The 23,255-nt window shown below is 66.0% G+C and carries 22 protein-coding genes; 16 read left to right on the top strand and 6 right to left on the bottom strand.

Going from position 1 to position 23,255, the window contains the following annotated elements; genetic code table 11:
• The first annotated feature begins 5 nt into the window (after positions 1-5).
• Entirely contained in the window at positions 6-1,007 is a 1,002-nt protein-coding gene (gap, locus tag VOI27_RS11795; RefSeq protein WP_323765547.1) for a type I glyceraldehyde-3-phosphate dehydrogenase, read from the top strand.
• A gap of 219 nt (positions 1,008-1,226) precedes the next feature.
• A complete protein-coding gene (locus tag VOI27_RS11790; protein WP_323765546.1) occupies positions 1,227-1,391 on the top strand; it encodes a hypothetical protein in 165 nt (54 codons plus the stop codon).
• Between the two features lie 57 nt (positions 1,392-1,448).
• Here VOI27_RS11790 and coaD read toward each other — a convergent pair whose 3' ends face one another.
• From coaD to VOI27_RS11775, 3 genes are all read right to left on the bottom strand, one after another.
• A complete protein-coding gene (coaD, locus tag VOI27_RS11785) occupies positions 1,449-1,943 on the bottom strand; it encodes a pantetheine-phosphate adenylyltransferase (RefSeq protein ID WP_323765545.1) in 495 nt (164 codons plus the stop codon).
• 234 nt (positions 1,944-2,177) lie between these two features.
• Positions 2,178-2,615 carry a CBS domain-containing protein gene (locus VOI27_RS11780; RefSeq protein ID WP_323765544.1) on the bottom strand — a complete coding sequence of 146 codons (438 nt, stop codon included), beginning with the start codon at positions 2,613-2,615 and terminating at the stop codon, positions 2,178-2,180.
• A 73-nt stretch (positions 2,616-2,688) separates the two neighbouring features.
• Positions 2,689-3,585: a LysR family transcriptional regulator gene (locus tag VOI27_RS11775; protein WP_323765543.1), complete on the bottom strand. Its 897-nt coding sequence runs from the start codon at positions 3,583-3,585 to the stop codon at positions 2,689-2,691.
• Between the two features lie 105 nt (positions 3,586-3,690).
• On the opposite strand from VOI27_RS11775, the gene VOI27_RS11770 reads away from it, so the two are divergent.
• The 9 genes from VOI27_RS11770 (at position 3,691) to VOI27_RS11730 (ending at position 12,682) form a co-directional block, all read left to right on the top strand.
• Positions 3,691-5,190, top strand: coding sequence for a CoA-acylating methylmalonate-semialdehyde dehydrogenase (locus VOI27_RS11770; RefSeq protein ID WP_323765542.1), 1,500 nt, complete (start codon positions 3,691-3,693; stop codon positions 5,188-5,190).
• Positions 5,191-5,476: 286 nt separating this feature from the next.
• A complete protein-coding gene (locus tag VOI27_RS11765) occupies positions 5,477-5,878 on the top strand; it encodes a hypothetical protein (protein ID WP_323765541.1) in 402 nt (133 codons plus the stop codon).
• Between the two features lie 88 nt (positions 5,879-5,966).
• Positions 5,967-7,094 carry a carboxylate-amine ligase gene (locus VOI27_RS11760; protein WP_323765540.1) on the top strand — a complete coding sequence of 376 codons (1,128 nt, stop codon included), beginning with the start codon at positions 5,967-5,969 and terminating at the stop codon, positions 7,092-7,094.
• On the top strand, positions 7,091-7,741 hold the full coding sequence (locus VOI27_RS11755; RefSeq protein ID WP_323765539.1) for a DUF2161 domain-containing phosphodiesterase: 651 nt from the start codon (positions 7,091-7,093) through the stop codon (positions 7,739-7,741). Before VOI27_RS11760 ends, VOI27_RS11755 begins: the two co-directional genes overlap by 4 nt.
• 343 nt (positions 7,742-8,084) lie before the next feature.
• Positions 8,085-9,227, top strand: coding sequence for an acyl-CoA dehydrogenase family protein (locus VOI27_RS11750; protein ID WP_323765538.1), 1,143 nt, complete (start codon positions 8,085-8,087; stop codon positions 9,225-9,227).
• Positions 9,224-10,264 carry an enoyl-CoA hydratase/isomerase family protein gene (locus tag VOI27_RS11745; RefSeq protein WP_323765537.1) on the top strand — a complete coding sequence of 347 codons (1,041 nt, stop codon included), beginning with the start codon at positions 9,224-9,226 and terminating at the stop codon, positions 10,262-10,264. The genes VOI27_RS11750 and VOI27_RS11745 overlap by 4 nt, the downstream gene beginning before the upstream one ends.
• Positions 10,264-11,136: a 3-hydroxyisobutyrate dehydrogenase gene (gene mmsB, locus VOI27_RS11740; protein ID WP_323765536.1), complete on the top strand. Its 873-nt coding sequence runs from the start codon at positions 10,264-10,266 to the stop codon at positions 11,134-11,136. The genes VOI27_RS11745 and mmsB overlap by 1 nt, the downstream gene beginning before the upstream one ends.
• A 99-nt stretch (positions 11,137-11,235) precedes the next feature.
• Positions 11,236-12,336, top strand: a complete 1,101-nt coding sequence (locus VOI27_RS11735; protein WP_323765535.1) for a hypothetical protein — start codon at positions 11,236-11,238, stop codon at positions 12,334-12,336.
• 1 nt (position 12,337) lies between these two features.
• Positions 12,338-12,682: a hypothetical protein gene (locus VOI27_RS11730; RefSeq protein WP_323765534.1), complete on the top strand. Its 345-nt coding sequence runs from the start codon at positions 12,338-12,340 to the stop codon at positions 12,680-12,682.
• Here the strand turns inward: VOI27_RS11730 and uvrA are convergent, their stop codons facing one another.
• On the bottom strand, positions 12,683-15,559 hold the full coding sequence (gene uvrA, locus VOI27_RS11725) for an excinuclease ABC subunit UvrA (RefSeq protein ID WP_323765533.1): 2,877 nt from the start codon (positions 15,557-15,559) through the stop codon (positions 12,683-12,685). It abuts the gene before it with no gap.
• A gap of 165 nt (positions 15,560-15,724) precedes the next feature.
• Here uvrA and VOI27_RS11720 point away from each other — a divergent pair, with 165 nt between their 5' ends.
• On the top strand, positions 15,725-18,166 hold the full coding sequence (locus tag VOI27_RS11720; protein WP_323765532.1) for a vWA domain-containing protein: 2,442 nt from the start codon (positions 15,725-15,727) through the stop codon (positions 18,164-18,166).
• Between the two features lie 22 nt (positions 18,167-18,188).
• Here VOI27_RS11720 and VOI27_RS11715 read toward each other — a convergent pair whose 3' ends face one another.
• Positions 18,189-19,361 (bottom strand): FAD-dependent monooxygenase, encoded by a 1,173-nt coding sequence (locus VOI27_RS11715; protein ID WP_323765531.1) that lies wholly within the window; start codon positions 19,359-19,361, stop codon positions 18,189-18,191.
• A 90-nt stretch (positions 19,362-19,451) separates the two neighbouring features.
• On the bottom strand, positions 19,452-19,874 hold the full coding sequence (dksA, locus tag VOI27_RS11710) for an RNA polymerase-binding protein DksA (RefSeq protein ID WP_323765530.1): 423 nt from the start codon (positions 19,872-19,874) through the stop codon (positions 19,452-19,454).
• A 182-nt stretch (positions 19,875-20,056) separates the two neighbouring features.
• Between dksA and VOI27_RS11705 the strand changes: the two genes are divergently transcribed.
• The 4 genes from VOI27_RS11705 (at position 20,057) to VOI27_RS11690 (ending at position 23,254) form a co-directional block, all read left to right on the top strand.
• Positions 20,057-20,896, top strand: a complete 840-nt coding sequence (locus VOI27_RS11705) for a MoxR family ATPase (protein WP_323765529.1) — start codon at positions 20,057-20,059, stop codon at positions 20,894-20,896.
• Between the two features lie 310 nt (positions 20,897-21,206).
• Positions 21,207-21,671: a GNAT family N-acetyltransferase gene (locus VOI27_RS11700; RefSeq protein ID WP_323765528.1), complete on the top strand. Its 465-nt coding sequence runs from the start codon at positions 21,207-21,209 to the stop codon at positions 21,669-21,671.
• 3 nt (positions 21,672-21,674) lie between these two features.
• A complete protein-coding gene (locus VOI27_RS11695) occupies positions 21,675-23,048 on the top strand; it encodes a DUF2927 domain-containing protein (RefSeq protein WP_323765527.1) in 1,374 nt (457 codons plus the stop codon).
• A gap of 38 nt (positions 23,049-23,086) precedes the next feature.
• Positions 23,087-23,254 carry an apolipoprotein acyltransferase gene (locus tag VOI27_RS11690; RefSeq protein ID WP_323765526.1) on the top strand — a complete coding sequence of 56 codons (168 nt, stop codon included), beginning with the start codon at positions 23,087-23,089 and terminating at the stop codon, positions 23,252-23,254.
• Position 23,255: the final 1 nt, after the last annotated feature.

Genomic DNA, 23,255 nt, shown 5'->3' with positions numbered 1-23,255 from the left:
AGATCATGGCTGTTAAAGTTGCCATCAACGGATTTGGACGCATCGGCCGCAACGTTCTGCGCGCCATCATCGAAAGCGGCCGCACGGATATCGACGTCATCGCGATCAACGATCTGGGTCCAGTCGAAACCAATGCGCACCTGCTGCAATTCGACTCGGTGCACGGCCGCTTCCCGGCCGAGGTGACCACCGGCGACGACTGGATCGACGTCGGCCGCGGCAAGATCCGCGTCACCGCCGAGCGCAACCCGGCCGACCTGCCGTGGAAAGACGTCGACGTGGTGCTGGAATGCACCGGCATCTTCACCTCGAAAGAGGCCTGCCAGGCGCATCTCGAGAACGGGTCGTCGCGGGTGCTGATTTCGGCACCGGGCAAGGATGCCGACAAGACCATCGTCTATGGCGTCAACCATGACACGCTGACCGCCGAGGACCTGATCGTCTCGAACGCGTCCTGCACCACCAACTGCCTGTCGCCGGTGGCCAAGGTGCTGAACGACGAGATCGGCATCACCCGCGGCTTCATGACCACGATCCACAGCTACACCGGCGACCAGCCGACGCTGGACACGATGCACAAGGACCTCTACCGCGCCCGTGCCGCGGCGCTGTCGATGATCCCGACCTCGACCGGGGCCGCCAAGGCCGTGGGCCTTGTGCTGCCGGAGCTAAACGGCAAGCTCGACGGCGTGGCGATCCGCGTGCCGACGCCGAACGTCTCGGTCGTCGACCTCACCTTCGAGGCCGCCCGCGAGACCTCGGTCGAGGAGATCAACAACGCGATCCGCGCCGCCGCCGATGGCCCGCTCAAGGGCATCCTCGGCTATACCGACCGTCAGCTGGTGTCGTCGGACTTCAACCACGACCCGCATTCCTCGATCTTCCACACCGACCAGACCAAGGTCATGGAAGGCACCATGGTGCGGATCCTGAGCTGGTATGACAACGAATGGGGCTTCTCCAACCGCATGGCCGATACCGCCGTGGCGATGGGCAAGCTGATCTGAACCTGAGCGTCCTGCAACAGGATCGACGCCCCCGCAGCGATGCGGGGGCGTTTTTCATTGCGACGAACAAGAATTTCCGTTTCACGTCATACACTTGGAGATCTGCACCGGCTGCATGGCGGCTCTGACGGTATCGGCGTTGTCCGGCGCGGGCACGGCCCCATATTCCTGCTGTGACCGGGGCAATGACGCACCGGGCAACAAACCAGAGGAACGGATATGACCCATTCGAAGATGACCCTGCGAGACCGCCTGCAGAAACACGCCGCCTATCGCCGCACCGCCAAAGAGCTGCGCAGCATGCCGCTCAGCACGGCGATCGACCTCGGCCTGTTTCACGACGATGCAGAGAAGATGGCGGCGCGGGCAGTTTACGGCGCCTGAGGCGTCGGTCCGCACAGCGTAGAGACCCCGCGCCCCGGATGACCCCGGGGCGTTTTTTTATCTGCCGAAGCGTTGGGTCAGCGCCGCATGCACCGCCGGCGTGACGAACTTGCTGACATCTCCGCCAAGACGGGCGATTTCCTTGACCAGTTTCGATGCGATCGCCTGATGCCGGGCTTCGGCCATCAGGAAGACGGTCTCGATGGAATCGTCGAGCGACCGGTTCATGCCGACCATCTGGAACTCGTATTCAAAATCCGCCACCGCGCGCAGGCCGCGGATGATGACGCCGGCGCCGACATCGCGGGCGCAGTCGATCAGCAGGTTCTCGAAAGGATGCACCACGATCTCGGTGCCGGTCTGCTCGGCAAGATGACCGCATTCACTCTCGATCATCGCCACCCGCTCCTCGAGCGAGAACAGCGGCCCCTTGTCGCGGTTGATCGCCACGCCGATGACCAGCCTGTCGACCAGAACGGTCGCGCGGCGAATGATGTCGAGATGACCTTCGGTGATCGGGTCGAAGGTGCCGGGATACAGGCCGATGCGCATGGGCAATTCCGCTTTCGGGTCGTGACTGTTGCCGGTGAATGCCGCGCCACGGGGCACAGTGTCAACCATGTCGTCAATGGGTTCGGGCGACCAAGTGGGCCATCGGGCGATACATCATGCCGCAAAAGGTGAAGGCTCACGCCCCTTGAGGGCCAACGCCCATGACCCTCCGCGGCACAGAGCCAACGCCCATGACCCTCCGCGACACAGAGCCAACGCCCATGACCCTCCGGGTCAATGCCCCATTATCATCCCTTCGAGCGCGTCCTTCTCCATCGACAGTTCAGACAGCCGCGCCTTGACCACGTCGCCGAGCGTGATCAGCCCGACCAGTTGGCCGCCCTCGATCACCGGCATGTGGCGGAACCGGCCCTCGGTCATCCGGGCCAGCACGGTGTCGGCCTGTTCGTCGCGGGTGGTGGTCTCGAGATCGCTGGTCATGTGATCCTCGACCTTGTCGGTGAGGCAGGACGGACCGTTCTTGGCCAGTTCACGCACCACGTCGCGCTCTGACAGGATGCCGGCGGCGGTCTTGCCGCCGTCAGACGAGATGATCACCGTGCCGATGCGCTTTTCGGCGAGGATCGCCACCGCCTCTGAGACAGGTGTGCCGGGTTTCACGGTGAAGACCGTCGCGTCTGCCTTGGACTTGAGAATTTGCTGCACCAGCATCGCGTGCTCCTTGCCTTGCTTCTATCGGTCAGCTTTCCCCCATGGCCTGCTTGTGTCAAGCAATCCAAAGGACTTATTCTGCCAAGCTCTCCAGTCTGGCCACTTCGTCACGCATTTCCGCAACCAGGGCGGCAGCAAAGCGGTTCATCCGGTCGAGCCGCCGGTCATCGGCGTGGCGCACCAGATAGAAGGCGCGGGTCAGCGAAATCTCGCGCGACAGCACCTTGCGCAGCTCCGGTGCGAAGGGCAGCGCGAAATCATGCACGATGCCGACCCCGCCGCCCTGTCGCAGCCAGTTGAGCTGCACCGAAACGGAGTTCGACGCGAGGTGTACCCGATCGAGCCCCATTTCCGACAGGTAGTCGAGCTCGCGGTCGAAGATCATGTCGGAGATATAGCCGACGATGCGATGCGCACCGAGATCGGCGGGCACGGAAATCGGCGGCTTCGAGGCGAGGTAATCCTGCGCCGCGGCGATGTGCAGGTGGTAGTCGGCGATCTTCTGCACGCTCAGCCTGCCGGCCGTTGGCGGGCTGACCGAGATCGCCAGATCGGCCTCGCGCTTTGACAGGTTGACCACCCGCGGCTGGCTGAGGATCTGAATCTCGAGCGCGGGATTGTCGCGCGACAGCCTGGCGCAGACCTGCGGCAGCAGGAAATTGGCACAGCCGTCCGGCGCGCCGATGCGGATCTGTCCGGTCAACCCCTCGGCCGCGCCCGCCAGCGCCTCCACGGCCCCTTGCGTGGCCTGTTCGGCCTGTTCCGCATGCGGCAGCAGCCGCTGGCCGGCCTCGGTGAGCGCGTAGCCCTGCGGCGACTTGGCAAACAGCGGCTGGCCCAGCCGCTGCTCAAGCCGGGCGATGCGCCGCCCCACCGTCGCCGGGTCGATCCGCAGCGCGCGACCGGCCGCTGACAGGCTCTCCTGCCGCGCCACGGCAAGGAAGACGCGAAAATCATCCCAAGGGTCCATCGGTCCAAACCTTTGCAGAAATGCAAAACATCTTTGGGACATTGCGCCTACCCACAGCGAATTTGCAAGACTAAGCTGCGGGCAACGAACCCCGAGGAGGATCCCATGAACGTGATCAAGAACTATATCGACGGCGAGATGGTCGAGAGCAGCTCGAGCCGCACCGCCGATGTGATGAACCCCGCCACCGGCGAGGTGCAGGCGCAGGTCAAGCTGTCGAGCAAGGCCGAGCTTGACGATGCGGTCGCACGTGCCGCCGAGGCGCAGAAGGCCTGGGGCGCCACCAACCCGCAGCGCCGCGCGAGGGTGATGATGAAGTTCGGCGAACTGATCAACGCGCATATGGACGAACTGGCCGAGCTGGTCAGCCGCGAACACGGCAAGACCCTGCCAGACGCCAAGGGCGACGTGCAGCGCGGTCTCGAAGTGATCGAGGTCTGCATGGGCGCGCCGCATATGCTCAAGGGCGAATACACCAATGACGGCGGTCCGGGCATCGACCTCTATTCCATGCGCCAGCCGCTGGGCGTGGTCGCCGGCATCACCCCGTTCAACTTCCCGGCGATGATCCCGCTGTGGAAGATGGGACCGGCGCTCTCCGCCGGCAACGCGATGATCCTGAAGCCGTCGGAACGCGTGCCCTCGACCTCGCTGCGGCTTGCCGAACTGCTCAAGGAAGCCGGCCTGCCCGACGGCGTGCTTCAGGTGGTCAACGGTGACAAGGAGGTGGTCGACGCCATCCTCGACAACGACACCATCGCCGCGGTGGGCTTTGTCGGCTCGACCCCGATCGCGCAGTACATCTATGGCCGCGCCTGCACCAACGGCAAGCGCGCGCAATGCTTCGGCGGCGCCAAGAACCACATGATCATCATGCCCGACGCCGATCTCGACAAGGCGGCCGATGCGCTGGTCGGCGCCGGCTATGGCGCGGCGGGCGAACGCTGCATGGCGATCTCGGTCGCGGTGCCGGTGGGCAAGGAGACCGCCGATGCGCTGATGGAGAAGCTGGTACCGCGCGTCGAGAAGCTCAAGGTCGGCCCCTACACCGCCGGCGACGACGTCGACTTCGGCCCGGTGATCACCGCTCAGGCCAAGGACCGGATCAACGGGTTGGTCGACAGCGGTGTCGAACAGGGCGCGACCCTGGCCGTGGACGGCCGCGGCTTCAGCCTGCAGGGCTATGAGGATGGTTTCTTTGTCGGCCCGTCGCTGTTCGACAACGTCACCCCGGAGATGGACATCTACAAGGAGGAAATCTTTGGCCCGGTGCTGAGCCAGGTGCGGATGGAGACCTATGAGGACGCGCTCAACCTGATCATCGACAACGATTACGGCAATGGCACCGCGATCTACACCGCCGACGGCGATACCGCGCGCGACTTTGCCCACAGGGTCAATGTCGGCATGGTCGGCATCAACTTTCCGATCCCGGTGCCGCTCAGCTATCACAGCTTCGGCGGCTGGAAGAAATCCGCCTTCGGCGATCTCAACCAATACGGCCCCGATGCCTTCAAGTTCTATACCAAGACCAAGACCGTCACCGCGCGCTGGTTCTCCGGTATCAAGGAAGGCGGAGAGTTCAACTTCAAGGCCATGGATTGATCCGCGGAAGTAGAGATTGCAGAGACGTTTGCGGTGGGGCGGCCTTTGGGTCGCCCTTCCTGTTTATAGCGCTTCGATAACGCTCGAATTGCGATAGACTACCGGGAGTCAAAGCCAGATGTTCACAAAATCGTTATCCCCGCTAACTTGGGCAAACTAAACTTATGTTTTAATGAACTATTTGCACAAGGGTTTCGAGGGCGTTGCAATGACACCTCGTTTTCACCCCGGCCTGCGCTCGAAAAAAATCCCGTTTCATGCCACAAGAGACTGTCGGGGGACATTAATGAGTTACCGATATGTGTTTGATGAGACCGGGCGTCTCTTTCTCCTTCGGCTGGGGGGTCGGATCGGACCGCAGGACCTGGCAGACTTGTTTGCCGCGCTTGCAGCGGATCCGGCCCGTACCCCCGACCAGCATGTCTATTGCGACCTGTCCGGCCTTGAAAGTGCCGATCTCAATTTCACTCAGGTGATGAGCGTCACCCGCGCACGCGCGGCCTTTTACCAGCAGAGCCGGGATATCCGGGTGGCGGTCTGGGCACCGGGCGACATCGGCTTTGGCATGGCGCGGATGTACCTGGCGATGATGCAGGGCTTCAAAGGCGTCGCGGCCGAGGTGTTCCGCGACCGGGCCGCGGCGGCGCGGTTCCTCGGGGTGGAGCAGGCGCAGCTGCAGATTCCCTGACCGCCGGCGCGCGCGGCAGATTGCGCCCCGCCGCCGGGTTGTGGCAGGCTGGCGCAACGCGCAGCAGCCGGGCAAAGGGACCGACGCAATGGCCACACCCGAGTTCACCATCGGCATCGAGGAAGAGTACCTGCTGGTCGACCGCGACAGCCTGGCCCTGGTCGAGGTGCCCGACGCGCTGATGGCCGATTGCAAGGCGGCGCTGGCCGACCAGGTGAGCCCGGAATACCTGCAATGCCAGATCGAGATCGGCACCGGCGTCTGCAAGACCGTCGCCGAGGCGCGCGACGACCTGCGCCACCTGCGCGCGACGATCTCCGACTGCGCGGCGCGCTACAACGCGGCGCCGATTGCCGCCTCCTGCCACCCGTTCGCCGACTGGAAGACCCAGCATCACACCGACAAGGAACGCTATCGCCAGCTGCGCGAGGATATCGGCGGGGTGATGCGGCGGATGCTGATCTGCGGCATGCATGTGCATGTCGGCCTTGATGACAACGCCCTGCGCGTCGACCTCTTGCGTCAACTGAGCTATTTCCTGCCGCATCTGCTGGCGCTTTCCACCTCCTCGCCGTTCTGGCAGGGCGAGGACACCGGCATGGGCTCTTACCGGATCTCGGTCTTCGACACCCTGCCCCGCACCGGCCTGCCGCCGCAGCTCACCTCCTGGGATGAATACGAGCGCTCGGTCGATGCGCTGGTCGAGCTGGGGCTGATCGAGGACAGCACCAAGATCTGGTGGGACCTGCGCCCCAGCCACCGCTTCCCGACGCTGGAGACGCGGATCTGCGACGTCTGTCCGCGGATGGAGGACACGCTGGCGATGGCGGCGGTGATCCAGTGCCTGCACCGGATGCTCTGGCGGCTGCGGACCCGCAACCAGCGCTGGCGGATCTACGACGGCTTTCTGATCTCGGAAAACCGCTGGCGGGCGCAGCGCTATGGCATCGAGGAAGGGCTGATCGATTTCGGCCGGGGCGAGATCGTGGCGATGGGCGAGCTGACCGAAGAGCTGATCGATCTGCTCTCGGAGGATGCCGAGGCACTGGGCTGCGTGGACGAGCTGGCGCATCTGCGGGTCATTCTCGACCGCGGCACCTCGTCGATGCGGCAGCGCGCGGTGCGCGCGGCGGCCGAGGCGGCAGGCGCCGATCACGACACCCAGATGCGCGCCGTGGTGAGCCATCTGATCGAGGATTTCCGGGCCGACCTGTGAAGGAAACCGATCTCTACCCGCATGTGAAAGCGCTGCTCGAGAGCCAGGGCTATGACGTCAAGGCCGAGATCGGCGCTGCCGACGTGGTCGCCCTGCGCCCCGGCGACGACGATCCGGTGATCGTCGAGCTCAAGACCGGTTTCGCGCTGACCCTGTTTCATCAGGCGATCGCGCGCCAGTCCGTGACCGACTGTGTCTACGTCGCGGTGCCGCGCCTTTCCGGCAAGCGCTTTCTGCGGGCGCTGAAGGAGAACAAGGCGCTCTGCCGGCGGCTGGGACTCGGGCTGATCACCGTGCGGCTGAGCGACGGCCACACCGAGGTGCATCTCGACCCCGCGCCCTTCACCCCGCGCAAGCTCAAGACCCGCCAGACCCGCCTGCTGCGCGAGTTCGCCCGCCGCGAGGGCGACCCGAACCTTGGCGGCGCGGCGCGCACCGGTCCGCTGGTGACGGCCTATCGGCAGGACGCGGTGAAAATCGCCCTGCACCTGCAGACCCACGGCCCGTCAAGGGGCGCCGAGGTCCGCGCCGCCACCGGCGTTGTCACCGCCACTCAGATCATGGCCGCCGACCACTACGGCTGGTTCGAGCGGGTGAGCCGCGGCGTCTATCGGCTGACCCCTGTCGGGGTGAAGGCGGCGGAGTGAGCGGGGCGTGAGGTCCCGGATCAGGTCCGGGACAGGGTTTGCAGAATTTCCGGGCGTGGTCATGCTGTCTCGGGCGGGAGGTCCCGGATCGCGTCCGGGACGTGGGGCCTTGAGCCTCGCCCGCCCCGGCCCCCGCGCCGGGGCCTCTTGGTCGACACCAGAGCACCGGCGATGGATCACGGCCAAATGCGTCGCCCCAAACCTCGCCGCCCCCCCGCCGGGGCCTCTCGGTTGACACCGGCGCCATGCCGCGGCCGACGCTCCAATTGTGACTTGCATGGCGGCCAGTGTTCCGCGATAATTGAACATGCATTCAATTCACGGCAAGGGGGAGCGCCGCGGCATGGACTTTGCACTCACCGACGAACAGACCGCCATCTTCGACATGGCACATGCCTTCGGGCAGGAGCATATCGCGCCAAACGCCCGGGCGTGGGAGGCCGAGGGCTGCATCCCAAAGGCGCTCTGGCCGCAGATCGGCGAGCTGGGCTTCGGCGGGCTCTACGTCTCGGAAGAGAGCGGCGGATCTGGCCTCTCGCGGCTTGACGCGACGCTGGTTTTCGAGGCGCTGAGCATGGCCTGCCCCTCGGTGGCGGCCTTCCTGTCGATCCACAACATGTGCGTCAAGATGATCGACACCTTCGGCTCGGACGACCTCAAGGCCCGCGTCCTGCCCAAGGCGCTGTCGATGGAGACGGTCTATTCCTACTGCCTGACCGAGCCCGGCTCGGGATCCGACGCTGCTGCGCTCAAGACCCGCGCGACGCAGACCAACGAGGGCTACCGCCTCACCGGCACCAAGGCCTTCATCTCCGGCGGCGGCTATTCCGATGCCTATGTCGTGATGTGCCGCACCGGCGATGAGAGCCCGCGCGGCATCTCGGCGATGATTGTCGAGGATGGCGCCGAGGGGCTGAGTTTCGGCGGGCTCGAGGACAAGATGGGCTGGAAGAGCCAGCCCACCCGGCAGGTGCAGTTCGACGACTGCCTTGTGCCGGCGGAAAACCTGTTGGGCGAGGAAGGCCAGGGCTTCAAATACGCCATGGCCGGGCTTGACGGCGGGCGGCTCAACATCTCGGCCTGCAGCTTGGGCGCGGCGCAGACCGGGCTGAACCTGACGCTCGACTATATGGGCGAGCGCAAGGCCTTCGGCCAGCCGATCGACCAGTTCCAGGCGCTGCAGTTCCGCCTTGCCGATATGGAGATCACCCTGCAGGCCGCCCGCGTCTTCCTGCGTCAGGCGGCGTGGAAGCTCGACAGCGGCGCGCATGACGCCACCCCGCATTGCGCCATGGCCAAGAAATTCGTCACCGAAGCCGGAAGCGAGGTTGTGGATCAGTGCCTGCAACTGCACGGTGGCTATGGCTATCTGGCCGATTACGGAATCGAGAAGCTGGTCCGCGACCTGCGGGTACACCAGATCCTCGAAGGCACCAATGAAATCATGCGCGTGATCGTCGCGCGCCATCTGCTGAAGAACCGATGACCGACATTTCCATCCGCAAGACCGGCCGCACCGGCCGCATCACCCTCACCCGCCCCAAGGCGCTCAACGCGCTGAGCTACGAGATGTGCATGGCGATCGACGCCGCGCTCAAGGACTGGGCCGGCGATCCGGACGTCGCGATGCTGGTGATCGACGCCGAGGGTGAGAAGGCCTTCTGCGCCGGCGGCGACATTGCCGAGATGTATGCCACCGGCACCGCCGGCGACTACGCCTACGGCCGCCGGTTCTGGCGCGACGAGTACCGGATGAACGCCCGGCTCTTCGACTTTCCCAAGCCGGTGGCGGCCTTCATGCAGGGCTTCACCATGGGCGGCGGTGTCGGCGTCGGCTGTCACGGCTCGCACCGCGTGGTCTGCGACAGCTCGCGCCTCTCGATGCCGGAATGCGGCATCGGCCTTGTGCCTGACGTCGGCGGCAGCCTGATCCTCGCCCGCGCCCCCGGCCGGCTGGGCGAATACCTCGGGCTCACCGGTGCGCGCATGGGGCCCGGCGACGCGATCCATGCCGGTTTCGCCGATCTCTATGTGCCGGAAGCCGATTGGCCGGCGCTGATCGCGGCGCTGGAAGAGAGCGGCGACTGGACGCTGATCAACGCCGCCGGCCAGACCCCGCCAGAGAGCCCGCTGGCCGCGCTCCGGCCCGAGATCGACGCCACATTCGGCGGCGAGACCCTGCGCGATGTGATCAATGCGCTGGACCATGCCGGCAGCGATTTTGCCGGCGAGGCGCTGAAGACGCTCGAACGCAACAGCCCGCTGTCGATGGGCGCGGCGCTCGAGATGATCCACCGGCTGCGCCCCACCGGCACCATCGCCCGCGCGCTGGAGACCGAGTACCGGTTTACCTATCGCGCAATGGAGCACGGCGATTTTCTCGAGGGCATCCGCGCGGCCATCATCGACAAGGACAGACGCCCAAAGTGGCGCGATGACCTGCGCGGCCTGAAACCGCCGCGGGTGATGCAGATGCTGCAACCGCTGGGCGACGACAAGCTGACATTCGGGGAGGATGCGTGATGAAGATCGGGTTTATCGGATTGGGCAACATGGGCGGGCCGATGGCCGCCAATCTCGCCAAGGCAGGCCATGAGGTTGCGGGCTTCGACACCGCCGGCGTCGCAATCGCCGGCGTGACGCAGGCCGGCTCCGCCTCTGATGTCGCCAAGGGCGCGCAGGTGGTGATCACCATGCTGCCCAACGGCGCGATCCTGCGCGCCGTCGCTGACGAGATCATCCCGGCGATGGACAAGGGCGCGGTCTTTCTCGATTGCTCCACCGTCGATGTCGAAAGCGCCCGCGCGGTGGCCGATCAGGCGCAGGCCGCCGGGCTCGAGCCGCTCGACGCACCGGTCTCTGGTGGCGTCACCGGGGCGGCGGCCGGTACGCTGACCTTCATGGTCGGCGGATCCGACATGGGGTTCGCCGCCGTGCAGGAGCTGTTCGACGTGATGGGCCAGAAAGCGGTGCTCTGCGGGCCCTCTGGCAATGGCCAGGCCGCCAAGATCTGCAACAACATGATCCTCGGTGTCACCATGATCGCCACCTGCGAGGCCTTTGCGCTGGCCGACAAGCTGGGCCTCGACCGGCAGGCGATGTTCGACGTGGTCTCGACCTCGTCGGGCTACAGCTGGTCGATGAACGCCTATTGCCCGGCGCCCGGCATCGGCCCGAAGAGCCCCTCTGACAACGGCTATCAGCCGGGCTTCGCCGCCGAACTGATGCTCAAGGACCTGCGGCTGGCGCAGCAGGCGGCCGAGGCCGTCGATGCAGACACCCCGATGGGCCAAACGGCGCGCGATCTCTACGCCGCCTTCGTCGAGCAGGAAGACGGCAAGGGCCGCGATTTCTCGGCCATGCTGCCACGTTTCGAGAGCCGTCACCGCGGGTGACCGCGCTGGACCCCGGCGCAAATCCGCCGGGGACCGTGGCCGCCCGGAACCCACGCCGCCACAGCGGGTTGCTTTGTCAGGCAACCAGGCGAGGCTTCCATGCACCGTACGATCACACCGCTCATTCTCGCGGCGGCTCTGGGCTTTCCGGCCCAAGGCAGCGCCGCGCCGGTCCACATGACATTGGCCACCCCCGAGGCGCAGGCGCCCGCCGAGGGCCTGTTGGTCGAGGTGAAATCCGACAAGAAGACCAAGCCGAAGAAAGCCAAGAAAGCGGCGAAGAAGAAAGCCAAGGCCGCAAAGAAGGCGTCCAAAGCTGAGGGTCACGGCAAGGCCAAGGTCAAGGCCAAGGTCAAGACCGGCAAGGGCAAGGCCGAGGAAAAGATCGACACCACCGTCAAGGACATCGCCGACACGCTCAAGGCCGACATCCAGGAGGGCCGGATCACCCTTGGCAACGGCGGCACGTTGGCCGCGCTGGCTGCACCCCTGGCAGCGCTCGGCACTGCCGGCCTTGCCGAAGTGCTGATCAACTGCCCGCCGGGGCTGGCAAAGAAAGCCGTGCCCTGCGTGCCGCCGGGTCAGGTCGACCGCCAGGCCACGGCGCAGGAATGGACCTCGCGCGACGAGGCCGAACTGCGCGCCGCACTGACCGAGTCTCAGCGCAGGCTCGACAGCGCGTATGAGGCGCAGGAGGTTGAGCTGATCTCTCTCGAAGAGCTCGATGCGATCGAATACGACGACGCCGCTCAGAGCGAGACCGTGACCGGCCGCGACACCGCTACCGACCCCGCCGAGCCCGACGCCGAGGAAACCCGAGAGATCAACGAGCGAATCCTTCGGCTGACTCAGGAAGAGATTGTCAGACTGTTCGATCTCGATCCGGCGCCGGCGGGGTCGAAATATGTGGTGATCGACGGCCGCCCGGTGCTGCTTGACGAGGAGAACTACGTCCGCATCCGGTCGCTGCGCCATCTCGAAGAGGTCGATATCTTCGAGGTCGAGGTCGCGGACCTGACCGAGGTGATGGGCCATACCGAGTTGGTCGAGACTTACGACCTGCCCGAACCCGGCGCCGACCGGTTTTACGCGCTGCTCGACGGCGAGCTTTTGCTGATGCCGGTCGAGGGCTACGAGCTGCTGCAACTGCTGCGCGTCGTGGCGCTGGCGCCCTCGCTGACCGTTGCGCAGGCCGAATGAGGTGAGAGCCTGCCTGACGCTCGCGGCGGCGCTCAGCCTCGCCGCCGCCCTGCCCGCCGCCGCCGGCTGTCGCATCGCGGTCGGAAAATGCGTGACCGCCGGTTCAGGCCTGACCGGCGGCACCGCCGGCCATTTCAGCAAGGCCCGCGTCGCGCCGCCGAAAGTTGCCGTCGGAGAGACCCTGCCGGAGGGCCACCACGTGATGATCAACACCCGCCGCTATGGCCTGCCGCCGGTCACCGACGGCGCGCTTTACTTCCGCGTCGAGCGACGGGTCTACCGGGTCGACAGCGCGACCCGGGAGATCCTCGAAGACGTCACCCACCTGACCAACCGGGCCTTCTGATCACTCCGCCGCCACCTTGCGCTGCTTGAGCATCGGCGCGAGGTAATGGCCGGTGTGGCTAACCCTCGACCGCGCGACCTTTTCCGGTGTGCCGGTGGCGACGATCTTGCCACCGCCGTCCCCCCCCTCGGGGCCGATGTCGATGATCCAGTCGGCGGTCTTGATGACGTCGAGATTGTGCTCGATCACCACCACGGTATTGCCGCTCTCGACCAGCTCGTGCAGCACTTCAAGAAGCTTGCGGACATCCTCGAAATGCAACCCGGTTGTCGGCTCGTCGAGGATGTAGAGCGTGCGCCCGGTCGAGCGTTTCGCCAGTTCCTTGGACAGTTTCACCCGCTGCGCCTCGCCGCCTGACAGTGTCGTTGCCTGCTGGCCGACCTTGATGTAGCCGAGACCGACGCGCATCAGCGCATCCATTTTGTCGCGGATCGAGGGCACCGCCTTGAAGAACTCCTGCGCCTCTTCAACCGTCATATCAAGAACGTCGGCTATGCTCTTGCCCTTGAACTTGATTTCCAGAGTCTCGCGGTTGTAGCGCGCGCCCTTGCAGGTCTCGCATTCGACATAGACATCCGGCAGGAAGTGCATCTCGATCTTGATCACGCCATCGCCCTGGCAGGCCTCGCAGCGGCCGCCCTTGACGTTGAACGAGAACCGCCCGGGCTTGTAGCCGCGCGCCTTGGCCTCGGGCAGCCCGGCAAACCAGTCGCGGATCGGGGTGAAGGCCCCGGTGTAAGTGGCCGGATTGGACCGCGGAGTCCGCCCAATGGGCCGCTGGTCGATGTCGATCACCTTGTCGAGGTGCTCGAGGCCCTTGATGGTCTCGCAGGGCGCGGGCGTCTGGCGCGCGCCGTTCAGCCGCATCGAGGCGGTCTTGAACAGGGTCTCGATGGTCAGCGTCGACTTGCCGCCGCCAGACACACCGGAAACGCAGACGAACTTGCCCAGCGGGAACTCGGCGGTGACCTTGCGCAGGTTGTTGCCCGTCGCCTTGACCACGGTCACCGACTTGCCATTGCCCTCGCGCCGTTCGGCCGGGACCGAGATCTCGCGCTGGCCGGACAGGTACTGGCCGGTGACCGATTTCGGATCGGCGGCCACCTCGGCCGGCGTGCCGTGGCTGACCACCTCGCCGCCGTGCACCCCGGCGCCGGGGCCGATGTCAAAGACGTAATCCGCCTCGCGGATCGCCTCTTCGTCATGCTCCACCACGATCACCGTATTGCCTTGGTCGCGCAGGTTCTTCAGCGTGCCGAGCAGCCGGTCATTGTCGCGCTGGTGCAGACCGATCGAGGGCTCGTCGAGCACGTAGAGCACGCCGGTCAGCCCCGAGCCGATCTGCGAGGCCAGACGGATCCGCTGGCTCTCGCCGCCCGACAACGTGCCGGCATTGCGCGACAGGGTCAGGTATTCGAGGCCGACGTTGTTGAGGAAACCCAGCCGCTCGCGGATCTCCTTGAGAATGGCGCGGGCGATCTCGTTCTTTTGCGGGCTGAGGTGTTTCGGCACCTCGTTGCACCAGTCAAAGGCCTCGCGGATCGACATCTTGACCACCTGACCGATGTGCAGCAGCTCGCCCTCGGCCGAGCCGATCTTGACCGCCAGTGCCTCGTCGCGCAGCCGGTAGCCGCCGCAGGCATGGCAGGAGCGGTTGTTCTGGTAGCGCTCGAACTCTTCCCGGATCCAGTTGCTGTCGGTCTCGCGGTAGCGCCGTTCCATGTTGGGAATAACGCCCTCGAAGACCCGGGAAATCTGATAGACCCGACCGCCCTCGTCATAGCGGAACTCGATCTCCTCGTCGCCCGATCCATGCAGGAAAACCTGCTGAATATGGGCTGGCAAGTCCTTCCAGCGGGTGTTCTTGTTGAACTCGTAATGCTTGGCCAGTGCCTCGATGGTCTGCAGGAAATAGGGCGACTTTCCCTTGCGCCAAGGCGCCAGCGCGCCGTCGTAGATCTTCAGCGTGGCATCCGGCACAACGAGGCGTTCGTCGAAGAACAGCTCCATCCCCAGCCCGTCGCATTCCGGGCAGGCGCCGAAGGGCGCGTTGAACGAGAACAGCCGCGGCTCGATCTCGGGGATGGTGAAGCCACTGACCGGACAGGCGAAATTCTCGGAAAAGGTGATCCGCTCGGGATCTTCGTCGTCGCGCGGCGCGGTCTCGAGGATGGCGATGCCGTCGGCGAGGTCGAGCGCGGTGCGGAACGAATCCGCCAGCCGGGTCTCCAACCCCTCGCGCACCACGATCCGGTCGACCACCACGTCGATGTCATGGCGGTACTTCTTGTCGAGCGTCGGCGGCTCGTCGAGCTCATAGAAGGCGCCGTCGACCTTGACGCGCTGAAACCCCTGCTTGCGCAGTTCGAGGAATTCCTTGCGGTATTCGCCCTTGCGGTCGCGGATGATCGGCGCCAGCAGATAGCCGCGGGTGCCCTCCTCCAGCGTCATGACACGGTCGACCATGTCCTGCACCTGCTGCGCCTCGATCGGCTTGCCGGTGGCCGGCGAATAAGGCGTGCCGGCGCGGGCATAAAGCAGCCGCAGGTAGTCGTAGATCTCGGTCACCGTGCCGACGGTCGAGCGCGGGTTCTTCGAGGTTGTCTTCTGCTCGATGGAAATCGCCGGGCTGAGGCCGGTGATGTGATCGACGTCGGGCTTTTCCATCATGTCGAGGAACTGGCGCGCATAGGCCGAGAGGCTCTCGACATAGCGGCGCTGCCCTTCGGCATAGATCGTGTCAAACGCCAGCGAGGATTTGCCGGAGCCCGACAGCCCGGTGATCACCACAAGCTGATCGCGCGGGATATCGACGTCGATGCCCTTGAGATTGTGCTCGCGCGCGCCGCGCACCTCGATGTGTTTCAGTTCCGGCATGAGACCCCCTTCGGCAGTGGTTAACACATAGGGGATGGCTGCGGTTTCGCCAATGGAAAAATGAGAACACAAAGCGAACATTGGCCGAGGCAGGGAAATCCAAGGTTGATCGCCGTCCGCGCATTCCGCAGGGTTGGGACATTCAGATGATCTTTGGGGGCCGATATGTCATTTCTCCGTGTGTTTGTTTTCACCCTGCTGGCGCTGCCGGGGCTGGTTTCGGCCCAGAACAGCCCGCGCATCATCCTCGTGCTCGATGGCTCGGGCTCGATGTGGGGCCAGATCGACGGCACCGCCAAGATCGAGATCGCGCAGAAGGTGATGGGCGATCTTCTGGCCGCCCTACCCGCCGATCAGGAACTGGGGCTGACCGCCTATGGCCACCGGACCAAGGGCGATTGCAGCGATATCGAGACGCTGGTCTCCCCCGGTGCCGGCACCCGCGAGGCGATCTCTCAGGCGGTCAACGGCATCCAGCCGCGCGGCAAGACGCCGATGACCGATGCCGTCGTCGCCGCCGCCGAGGCGCTGCGCCACACCGAAGAGAAGGCGACGGTGATCCTGGTCTCTGACGGCATCGAGACCTGCAACCCCGATCCCTGCGCCGCTGCCCGCGTTCTGGAACAGACCGGCGTCGATTTCACCGTGCATGTGGTGGGCTTTGACGTGAGCGATCCCGAGGCGCTGAAGCAGATGCAATGCCTGGCCGACGAGACCGGCGGCCGTTTTCTCAGCGCCGCCAATGCCAGCGAGCTGGGCGAGGCACTCACCGAGGTCGCCGCCGCCCCGGAGCCCGTGCCGGTGACCGTCGATTTCCTCGCCACCGAGGGCGACGGCGGGCCGCGCATCGAGACGCCGCTGATCTGGAACCTGTCGCAGGGCGACAGCGCGATCCTCGATTTCGAGCGTGGCGCGACGGTTCAGGCCGACCTGCTGCCGGGCGACTACCTGGTGTCCGTGCTGCGCCCCGAGGACGAGGCCAGCGCCGAGCTGACCTTTACCCAGGCCGAGGCGGCACAGACCGTCACGCTGGTACTGCCCTCGCTTTTGCCGCCGGCGCACCTTGACGCCGCCGACAGCGCGCCGGCCGGGTCGACCCTGCCGGTGCGCTGGGAAGGTCCGGACGCCAAGAACGACTATATCTCGGTCGCGTTGCCCGAGGATGCCGGCTACGAGAGCTATGTCTACACCCGCAAGGGCACGCCCGGCGAGCTTCTGATGCCGGCACGGCCGGGCCGCTTCGAACTGCGCTATGTCCTCGCCGATGGCCGCAAGACGCTGGCCACCCGCCCGATCACCGTCACCGAGGTGACCGCCAGCCTCGATGCCGAGGGGACGACGGTGGCCGGCGCCACGCTTGCCGTCAGCTGGGACGGGCCGGATTATGCCAACGACTACATCTCGGTGGCGCGCGTCGGGGACGATGGCTACGAAAATTACGTCTATACTCGCAAGGGCAGCCCCGGCGCGCTGTTGATGCCACCGGTGCCCGGCGACTACGAACTGCGCTACGTGATCTCACAGGACCGCACCGTATTGGCCACCCGCAAGGTCACGGTGGCCGAGGCGACCGCCACGCTCGCCGCCGATGACACCGCGGTGGCCGGGGCCACCCTGCCGGTCACCTGGGAGGGGCCGGATTATGCCAATGACTACATCTCGGTCGCCCGTCTCGGCGACGATGGCTATGAGAACTACGCCTACACCCGCAAGGGCAGCCCGGCCGAGGTGGTGATGCCGACGGTGCCCGGCCACTACGAGCTGCGCTATGTGATGTCGCAGGACCGCACGGTGCTGGCGACCCTGCCGATCGAGGTGGTCGAGATCACCGCCACGCTCGAAGCGCCGTCAGAGGCGGCGGCGGGACAGCCGCTGGACGTGAGTTGGACCGGACCGGATTACGCCAACGACTACATCGCCATCGCACGGCCGGGCGATGGCGGTCACGAGGCCTATGCCTTTACCCGCAAGGGCACGCCGGTTGCGGTCACCATGCCGCTGGTGCCGGGCAGCTACGAGCTGCGCTACGTGATGTCCCAAGACCGCACGGTTCTGGCGACCCTGCCGATCGAGGTGCAGGACGTCCAGGCCAGGCTCGACCTCCCCGAGACCGCTCGCGCCGGTGCCGTGATCGTGGTGGACTGGGACGGCCCCGGCTACGATCGGGACTACATCTCGATCGCGCGCCCGGGCGACACCCGCCATGACGCCTATACCTACACGCGGACCGGTGCACCGCTGCTGCTGCGCACCCCGGCGGTGCCGGGCACCTACGAGGTGCGCTACGTGGCGGCCAGCAACGGCACCGCAATCCTCGCCCGCAAGGAGATCACCCTGACCGAGGTGAGCGCCGAGGTGAAGGCCGCCGAGCGCGGCGCGGCCGGCGGCAATCTCGCGGTCGACTGGGAGGGGCCGGATTTCAAGGACGATTACATCGCGATCGCGAGGGCGCAGTCCTCCGACGACGAATACGAGAGCTATGCCCGCACCAGCGAAGACAGCCCGCTGATCCTGAAGCTGCCGGAGCAGCCCGGCGCCTATGAGCTGCGTTACGTGATCGGTCAGAACCGCAAGGTGATCGCCCGCCAGCCTTTGACGGTCGACTGAGCGCCACGGCGCCTGCGCGACCTCAGACCGCGCGGGTCACGTCATAGCCGTAGAGCCAGTCGAATTGCCCGAGCGCCCGAGCCGGCGCCAGCCGCGCGCCCAGCCGCAGCGCGGTATGCGCCGCCAGCCGCAGCGGCCCCGGCCGCAGGTGGTATTTCCAGGCATTGCCGGTGGCGGTCTCGACGATCCGCCGGCAGCGGTCGCGTCGGGCCGATTGATAGGCGGCAAGCCCGGCGGCACTGTCGTCATGCCCGGCAAGACAGGCGCCAAGCGCCCAGGCATCCTCGAGCGCCATATTGGCCCCCTGCGCGAGGTAGGGCAGCGTCGGATGGGCCGCATCGCCCAGCAAGGCGCAATTGCCGCCGACCCAGCGGGTCGCCACCTGATGGCGGAACAGGCCCCAGAGATTGACCTCCCCGACCGCGCCCAGCATCCGTTGCACCGGCGGGGAAAACCCCGAGAAGGCCGCCCGCAGGTTGGCCGGATCATCGCCATGCTGCCAGCCCTCGGCGGCCCAGGCCTTGCGCTCCTGCGCCGCGACGAGGTTGAGCCGGCCATCGCGCAGCGGATAACACACCAGGTGGCGCCCCGGCCCCATGTGCACCTGCACCTCGGCGCCCTGGTCGGTGACATTCGGGATCACCGCGCGCCAGGCGACCTGGCCGGTGAACTTCGGCGCGGCCGCGCCGTTGAGCGCCGGGCGCAGCCGCGAATGCAGCCCGTCGGCGCCGATCACCAGATCGGCGGTGCAGGTATCGCCGTTGGCCATCACCAGTTCGGGCCGCGCGCCGGGCTGCACCTCGGAGACCTGCTGCAACAGCCGGAACCGCACGCCGCGCGCCCGCGCCTCGCCGGCCAGCAGGTCGATCAGATCGGCACGATGGACAAAGAAATAGCGCTGGTCCTCTGGCAGCAGCCCGAGATCGAGCCGCGCCACCTCATCGCCCTGCCGGAAATCGCGCAGCGAGACCGCACGCCCCCGCATCGACCGCGCCGCGAGATCCGCCGCCAACCCCAGCGCCTCGATCACCCGCAGCCCGTTGGGACTGATCTGCAGCCCGGCGCCGGTGTCGCGGATCGCCTCGGCCTGTTCCAGAACCGTGACCTGCGCGCCGCGGCCGCTGAGACAAAGCGCCGCCGCCAGCCCGCCGATGCCGCCGCCGATGATGCGGATATCGAGACCCAATAGGCTCATGTCGTGCTCACAGCCGAAATCATCCCCGCTGACAAAAACGCCGGAGCAAGCGCCCCGGCGTTTTTTTAAGTTTTCCTGAACGCCCGCGGCTCAATCGTCGCGGTGCACCTTTTCGCGGCGTTCGTGACGCTCCTGGGCCTCGAGGCTCATGGTGGCGATCGGCCGCGCGTCGAGACGCTTGAGCGAGATCGGCTCTCCGGTCACTTCGCAATACCCGTATTCGCCCTCTTCGATGCGACGCAGCGCAGCATTGATCTTGGCCACCAGCTTACGCTGACGGTCCCGGGTCCGAAGCTCGATGGCGCGGTCAGTCTCCTCACTGGCGCGGTCGGCGACGTCGGGAATGTTGCGGGTGCTTTCCTGAAGGCCCTCGAGGGTGTCCCTGGTTTCGTCCAGCAACTCGTTCTTCCAGGTAATCAACTTGCGGCGGAAATATTCAAGCTGCCGCTCGTTCATGAATGGCTCGTCCTCCGCAGGACGATAATCATCGGGTAGAAACGATTCTTGTTTCATATCCGCTCCCTTTTTCTGGCCAGCCTGAGATGAAATCAATTTTGAAAGCTCCTTTCGACCGGCAACCCCTGCGCGCTCCGATTACTCCCTGAGCACGACAATGTCACTACACAAAGCGCTGTATTGCGGCGAATTCTCGGTATCGATAGGGTCCGCGCGAGACGCCTAAACAAGGAGCAGGCATGAAATTCCAGGGCACCGAAAGCTATGTGGCGACCGACGATCTCACGTTAGCGGTAAACGCCGCGGTCACGCTCGAACGGCCGTTGCTGGTCAAGGGCGAGCCGGGCACCGGCAAGACCGAGCTGGCGCGGCAGGTGGCCGATGCACTCGGCCTCAGGATGCTGGAGTGGAACATCAAGTCCACCACCAAGGCGCAGCAGGGGCTTTACGAATATGACGCGGTCTCGCGCCTGCGCGACAGCCAGCTTGGTGACGCGCGGGTGCACGACGTGCGCAACTACATTCGCAAGGGCAAGCTCTGGCAGGCTTTCGAAGCCGAGGAAAAGCTCGTGTTGCTGATCGACGAGATCGACAAGGCCGACATCGAGTTCCCCAACGACCTGCTGCAGGAACTCGACAAGATGGAGTTCCACGTCTACGAGACCGGCGAGACCATCAAGGCGCGCCAGCGCCCGATTGTCATCATCACCTCGAACAACGAAAAGGAACTGCCGGACGCCTTTCTGCGGCGCTGCTTCTTCCATTACATCCGCTTCCCCGACGAGGCGACGATGCGCAAGATCGTCGAGGTCCATCACCCCGGCATCAAGGAGGCGCTGCTCTCGACCGCGCTGACCCAGTTCTACGAGATCCGCGATCAGGCCGGGCTGAAGAAGAAACCCTCGACCTCCGAGGTGCTCGACTGGCTCAAGCTGCTGCTGGCCGAGGACCTGACGCCGGAGGATCTTGCCCGCGATGGCGCCAGCGCCCTGCCCAAGCTGCACGGAGCGCTGCTCAAGAACGAGCAGGACGTGCATCTCTTCGAACGCCTCGCCTTCATGGCCCGTCGCTCGCGCTGAGCGGCCAAGGGCCCTATCCGACCTGCCTCCTTCTCCGGGTCTGCACATATCCCGGGGGAGGCCGCAGGCCCGGGGGCCACGCCTCGGCCTGGTCGACACCCCACCACATCTGGTGTGCCTCCGCGCACGGCCCACAAGTCAACCCGGTGATCGGGCTGAATTGCAACGGTTTTCGCCGGCCACGCCACCCTGTCCGAAAGCCGCTTAGTTTTTCGGCACCCTGCCTTATACTCACCGTCAGAGGCGAAAACGCCCAAGGCGGATGTTGCAGCATCCCGACGTGCAGGCAGAACCACAGGCAGACGACCCCATGTCCAAAGAGGCACCGGAGCTATCCGTGACCATCCGACCGCCGCGGCCCTCTGACCGGGCCGAATGGCAGGCGCTGTGGCGGCAGTATCTCGCGTTCTACGAGACCGAGCTGCCGGATCAGGTCTACGACACCACATTCGCGCGACTGCTGGGCGATGATCCGCGCGATTTCAACTGTCTGCTGGCCGAGGTCGCGGGCAAACCGGTCGGTCTGACCCACTATTTGTTTCACCGCCACGCCTGGAAAGAGGCCGAGGTCTGCTACCTGCAGGATCTCTTTGCCGCTCCGGAGTTGCGCGGTCGCGGGATCGGTCGCGCGCTGATCGAGGCGGTCTATGCCGCCGCCGATGCCGAGGGCGCGCCCACGGTCTATTGGCTGACACAGGAGTACAACCACACCGCCCGCGATCTCTATGACCGGATCGGCGTGCTGACCCCGTTCATCAAGTACCAGAGGGGCTGAGCGATGCGCCGCCGCCTCACCCTGCCGGCCTGCCTGCTGCTGTTGTCGGGCTGCATGCCGGCCACCCCCGGCGACACGCCCACCCGCGCCGCCAGCCTGCAATCGGCGCTCCCGGTGATGAAGACCTTCTCGGTGCCGCGGCCGAGCATGGCGACGCGGTCCAACGCCGATATCGCCCGCGATTTCATCGACCTGCACTTCCAGCTCGAGAGCGGCCGCGCCCTGCCCCGGTTGTCACGCTTCGAAGGGCCGATCGGGGTGCGGGTGATCGGCACCGCGCCGGCGCAGCTCGACCGGGACCTCTCGGGCCTTCTGCAACGGCTGCGCAACGAGGCCGGGCTCGACATCCGCAAGGTGGCGCCCGACCGGACCGCGCAGGTGACGATCCAGGCGATCAGCGCCGCCGAGATCCGCCGTGCCCTGCCGATGGCCGCCTGTTTCGTGGTGCCCAACGTCACCTCGCTGGCCGACTACAGGCGCAAGCGCCGCTCGCGGCTGCTGAACTGGGCGCAGCTGGAGACCCGCACCTCGGTGGCAATCTTCCTGCCCAACGACTCCACCCCGCAGGAGATGCGCGATTGCCTGCACGAGGAACTGGCACAGGCGCTGGGGCCGCTCAACGACCTCTACCGGCTGCCGGATTCGGTGTTCAACGACGACAATGTGCACACTGTGTTGACCGGCTTTGACATGCTGATCCTGCGCGCCACCTATGACCGCGCGCTCAGCTCGGGCATGGGGCGCGCCGAGGTGGCCGCCCGCCTGCCGGCGATCCTGGCGCGGCTGAACCCGGACGGCCAGCGCATTGGCCCCAACCCGCAGACCGGCACGCCGCGGGATTGGATCGAGGCGGTGCAGGAGGCGCTCGGCCCCGGCACCCGCCATGCCCAGCGCCGCGCTGCCGCCACCCGGGCGCTGCAGATCGCCGCCGGCATCGGCTGGCAGGACCACCGCCGCGCCTTTTCGCATTACGCCATGGGCCGCATCCTGCTGTCGACCGAGCCCGACCGGGCGCGCGCCGAGTTCGAGACCGCGGGGCATTTCTATCGCCAGAGCCCGGCCACCGACCTGCACCTTGCCTATGTCGCCTCGCAGCTCGCCGCGCTCGAACTGGCGCGCGGCCGCCCCGAGCAGACCCTGGCGCTGGTGGCGCCGCATCTCGACACTGCCGCGCGCCACGAGAACGCCGCGCTGCTGAGCACGCTGCTGCTGTTGCGGGCCGAGGCGCTGGGCCTGACTGGCCGGGTGTCAGAGGCGCGCGAGGTGCGGATGGACTCTCTGGGATGGGCGCGCTACGGCTTTGGCGCGGATTGGGCGGTGCGCGCGAAACTGCGCGAGATCGCCGCGCTCAACCCGCTCAGGGGCCCGCGCGGATAAACCCGGCGGCGCCCGCGCAGGCAGAAGGACGAGAGCAGATGCTGGTCATCATCGGCGCCATTTTCGGCGCAGTCATCGGCGGCACGATCGCCAAGCGGCGCGGCGGCAAGACGCTGGACGTGGTGCAATACGTGGGCGTCTACGCTCTGGCCTTCGCGCTGCTCGGCATGATCGCCACGCTGGTGGTGCATCGCCTCGCGCTCTGAG

It is taken from the genome of Marinovum sp., assembly GCF_034669705.1.
In the GTDB taxonomy this organism is placed as follows: Bacteria; Pseudomonadota; Alphaproteobacteria; order Rhodobacterales; family Rhodobacteraceae; genus Marinovum.
The sequence above is the reverse complement of the archived record's forward strand: the minus strand, read 5'-3'. Positions and strand labels throughout refer to the sequence as shown.

What these genes read in the sequence shown, in the direction of transcription:
- coaD (WP_323765545.1), bottom strand. Translation starts at nt 1,943, where the DNA reads ATGCGCATCGGCCTGTATCCCGGCACCTTCGACCCGATCACCGAAGGT.
- VOI27_RS11775 (WP_323765543.1), bottom strand. Translation starts at nt 3,585, where the DNA reads ATGGACCCTTGGGATGATTTTCGCGTCTTCCTTGCCGTGGCGCGGCAG.
- VOI27_RS11705 (WP_323765529.1), top strand. Translation starts at nt 20,057, where the DNA reads ATGAAATTCCAGGGCACCGAAAGCTATGTGGCGACCGACGATCTCACG.
- VOI27_RS11760 (WP_323765540.1), top strand. Translation starts at nt 5,967, where the DNA reads ATGGCCACACCCGAGTTCACCATCGGCATCGAGGAAGAGTACCTGCTG.
- VOI27_RS11745 (WP_323765537.1), top strand. Translation starts at nt 9,224, where the DNA reads ATGACCGACATTTCCATCCGCAAGACCGGCCGCACCGGCCGCATCACC.
- dksA (WP_323765530.1), bottom strand. Translation starts at nt 19,874, where the DNA reads ATGAAACAAGAATCGTTTCTACCCGATGATTATCGTCCTGCGGAGGAC.
- VOI27_RS11690 (WP_323765526.1), top strand. Translation starts at nt 23,087, where the DNA reads ATGCTGGTCATCATCGGCGCCATTTTCGGCGCAGTCATCGGCGGCACG.
- VOI27_RS11790 (WP_323765546.1), top strand. Translation starts at nt 1,227, where the DNA reads ATGACCCATTCGAAGATGACCCTGCGAGACCGCCTGCAGAAACACGCC.
- gap (WP_323765547.1), top strand. Translation starts at nt 6, where the DNA reads ATGGCTGTTAAAGTTGCCATCAACGGATTTGGACGCATCGGCCGCAAC.
- VOI27_RS11780 (WP_323765544.1), bottom strand. Translation starts at nt 2,615, where the DNA reads ATGCTGGTGCAGCAAATTCTCAAGTCCAAGGCAGACGCGACGGTCTTC.
- VOI27_RS11720 (WP_323765532.1), top strand. Translation starts at nt 15,725, where the DNA reads ATGTCATTTCTCCGTGTGTTTGTTTTCACCCTGCTGGCGCTGCCGGGG.
- VOI27_RS11770 (WP_323765542.1), top strand. Translation starts at nt 3,691, where the DNA reads ATGAACGTGATCAAGAACTATATCGACGGCGAGATGGTCGAGAGCAGC.
- VOI27_RS11750 (WP_323765538.1), top strand. Translation starts at nt 8,085, where the DNA reads ATGGACTTTGCACTCACCGACGAACAGACCGCCATCTTCGACATGGCA.
- VOI27_RS11700 (WP_323765528.1), top strand. Translation starts at nt 21,207, where the DNA reads ATGTCCAAAGAGGCACCGGAGCTATCCGTGACCATCCGACCGCCGCGG.
- VOI27_RS11715 (WP_323765531.1), bottom strand. Translation starts at nt 19,361, where the DNA reads ATGAGCCTATTGGGTCTCGATATCCGCATCATCGGCGGCGGCATCGGC.
- uvrA (WP_323765533.1), bottom strand. Translation starts at nt 15,559, where the DNA reads ATGCCGGAACTGAAACACATCGAGGTGCGCGGCGCGCGCGAGCACAAT.
- VOI27_RS11765 (WP_323765541.1), top strand. Translation starts at nt 5,477, where the DNA reads ATGAGTTACCGATATGTGTTTGATGAGACCGGGCGTCTCTTTCTCCTT.
- mmsB (WP_323765536.1), top strand. Translation starts at nt 10,264, where the DNA reads ATGAAGATCGGGTTTATCGGATTGGGCAACATGGGCGGGCCGATGGCC.
- VOI27_RS11695 (WP_323765527.1), top strand. Translation starts at nt 21,675, where the DNA reads ATGCGCCGCCGCCTCACCCTGCCGGCCTGCCTGCTGCTGTTGTCGGGC.
- VOI27_RS11735 (WP_323765535.1), top strand. Translation starts at nt 11,236, where the DNA reads ATGCACCGTACGATCACACCGCTCATTCTCGCGGCGGCTCTGGGCTTT.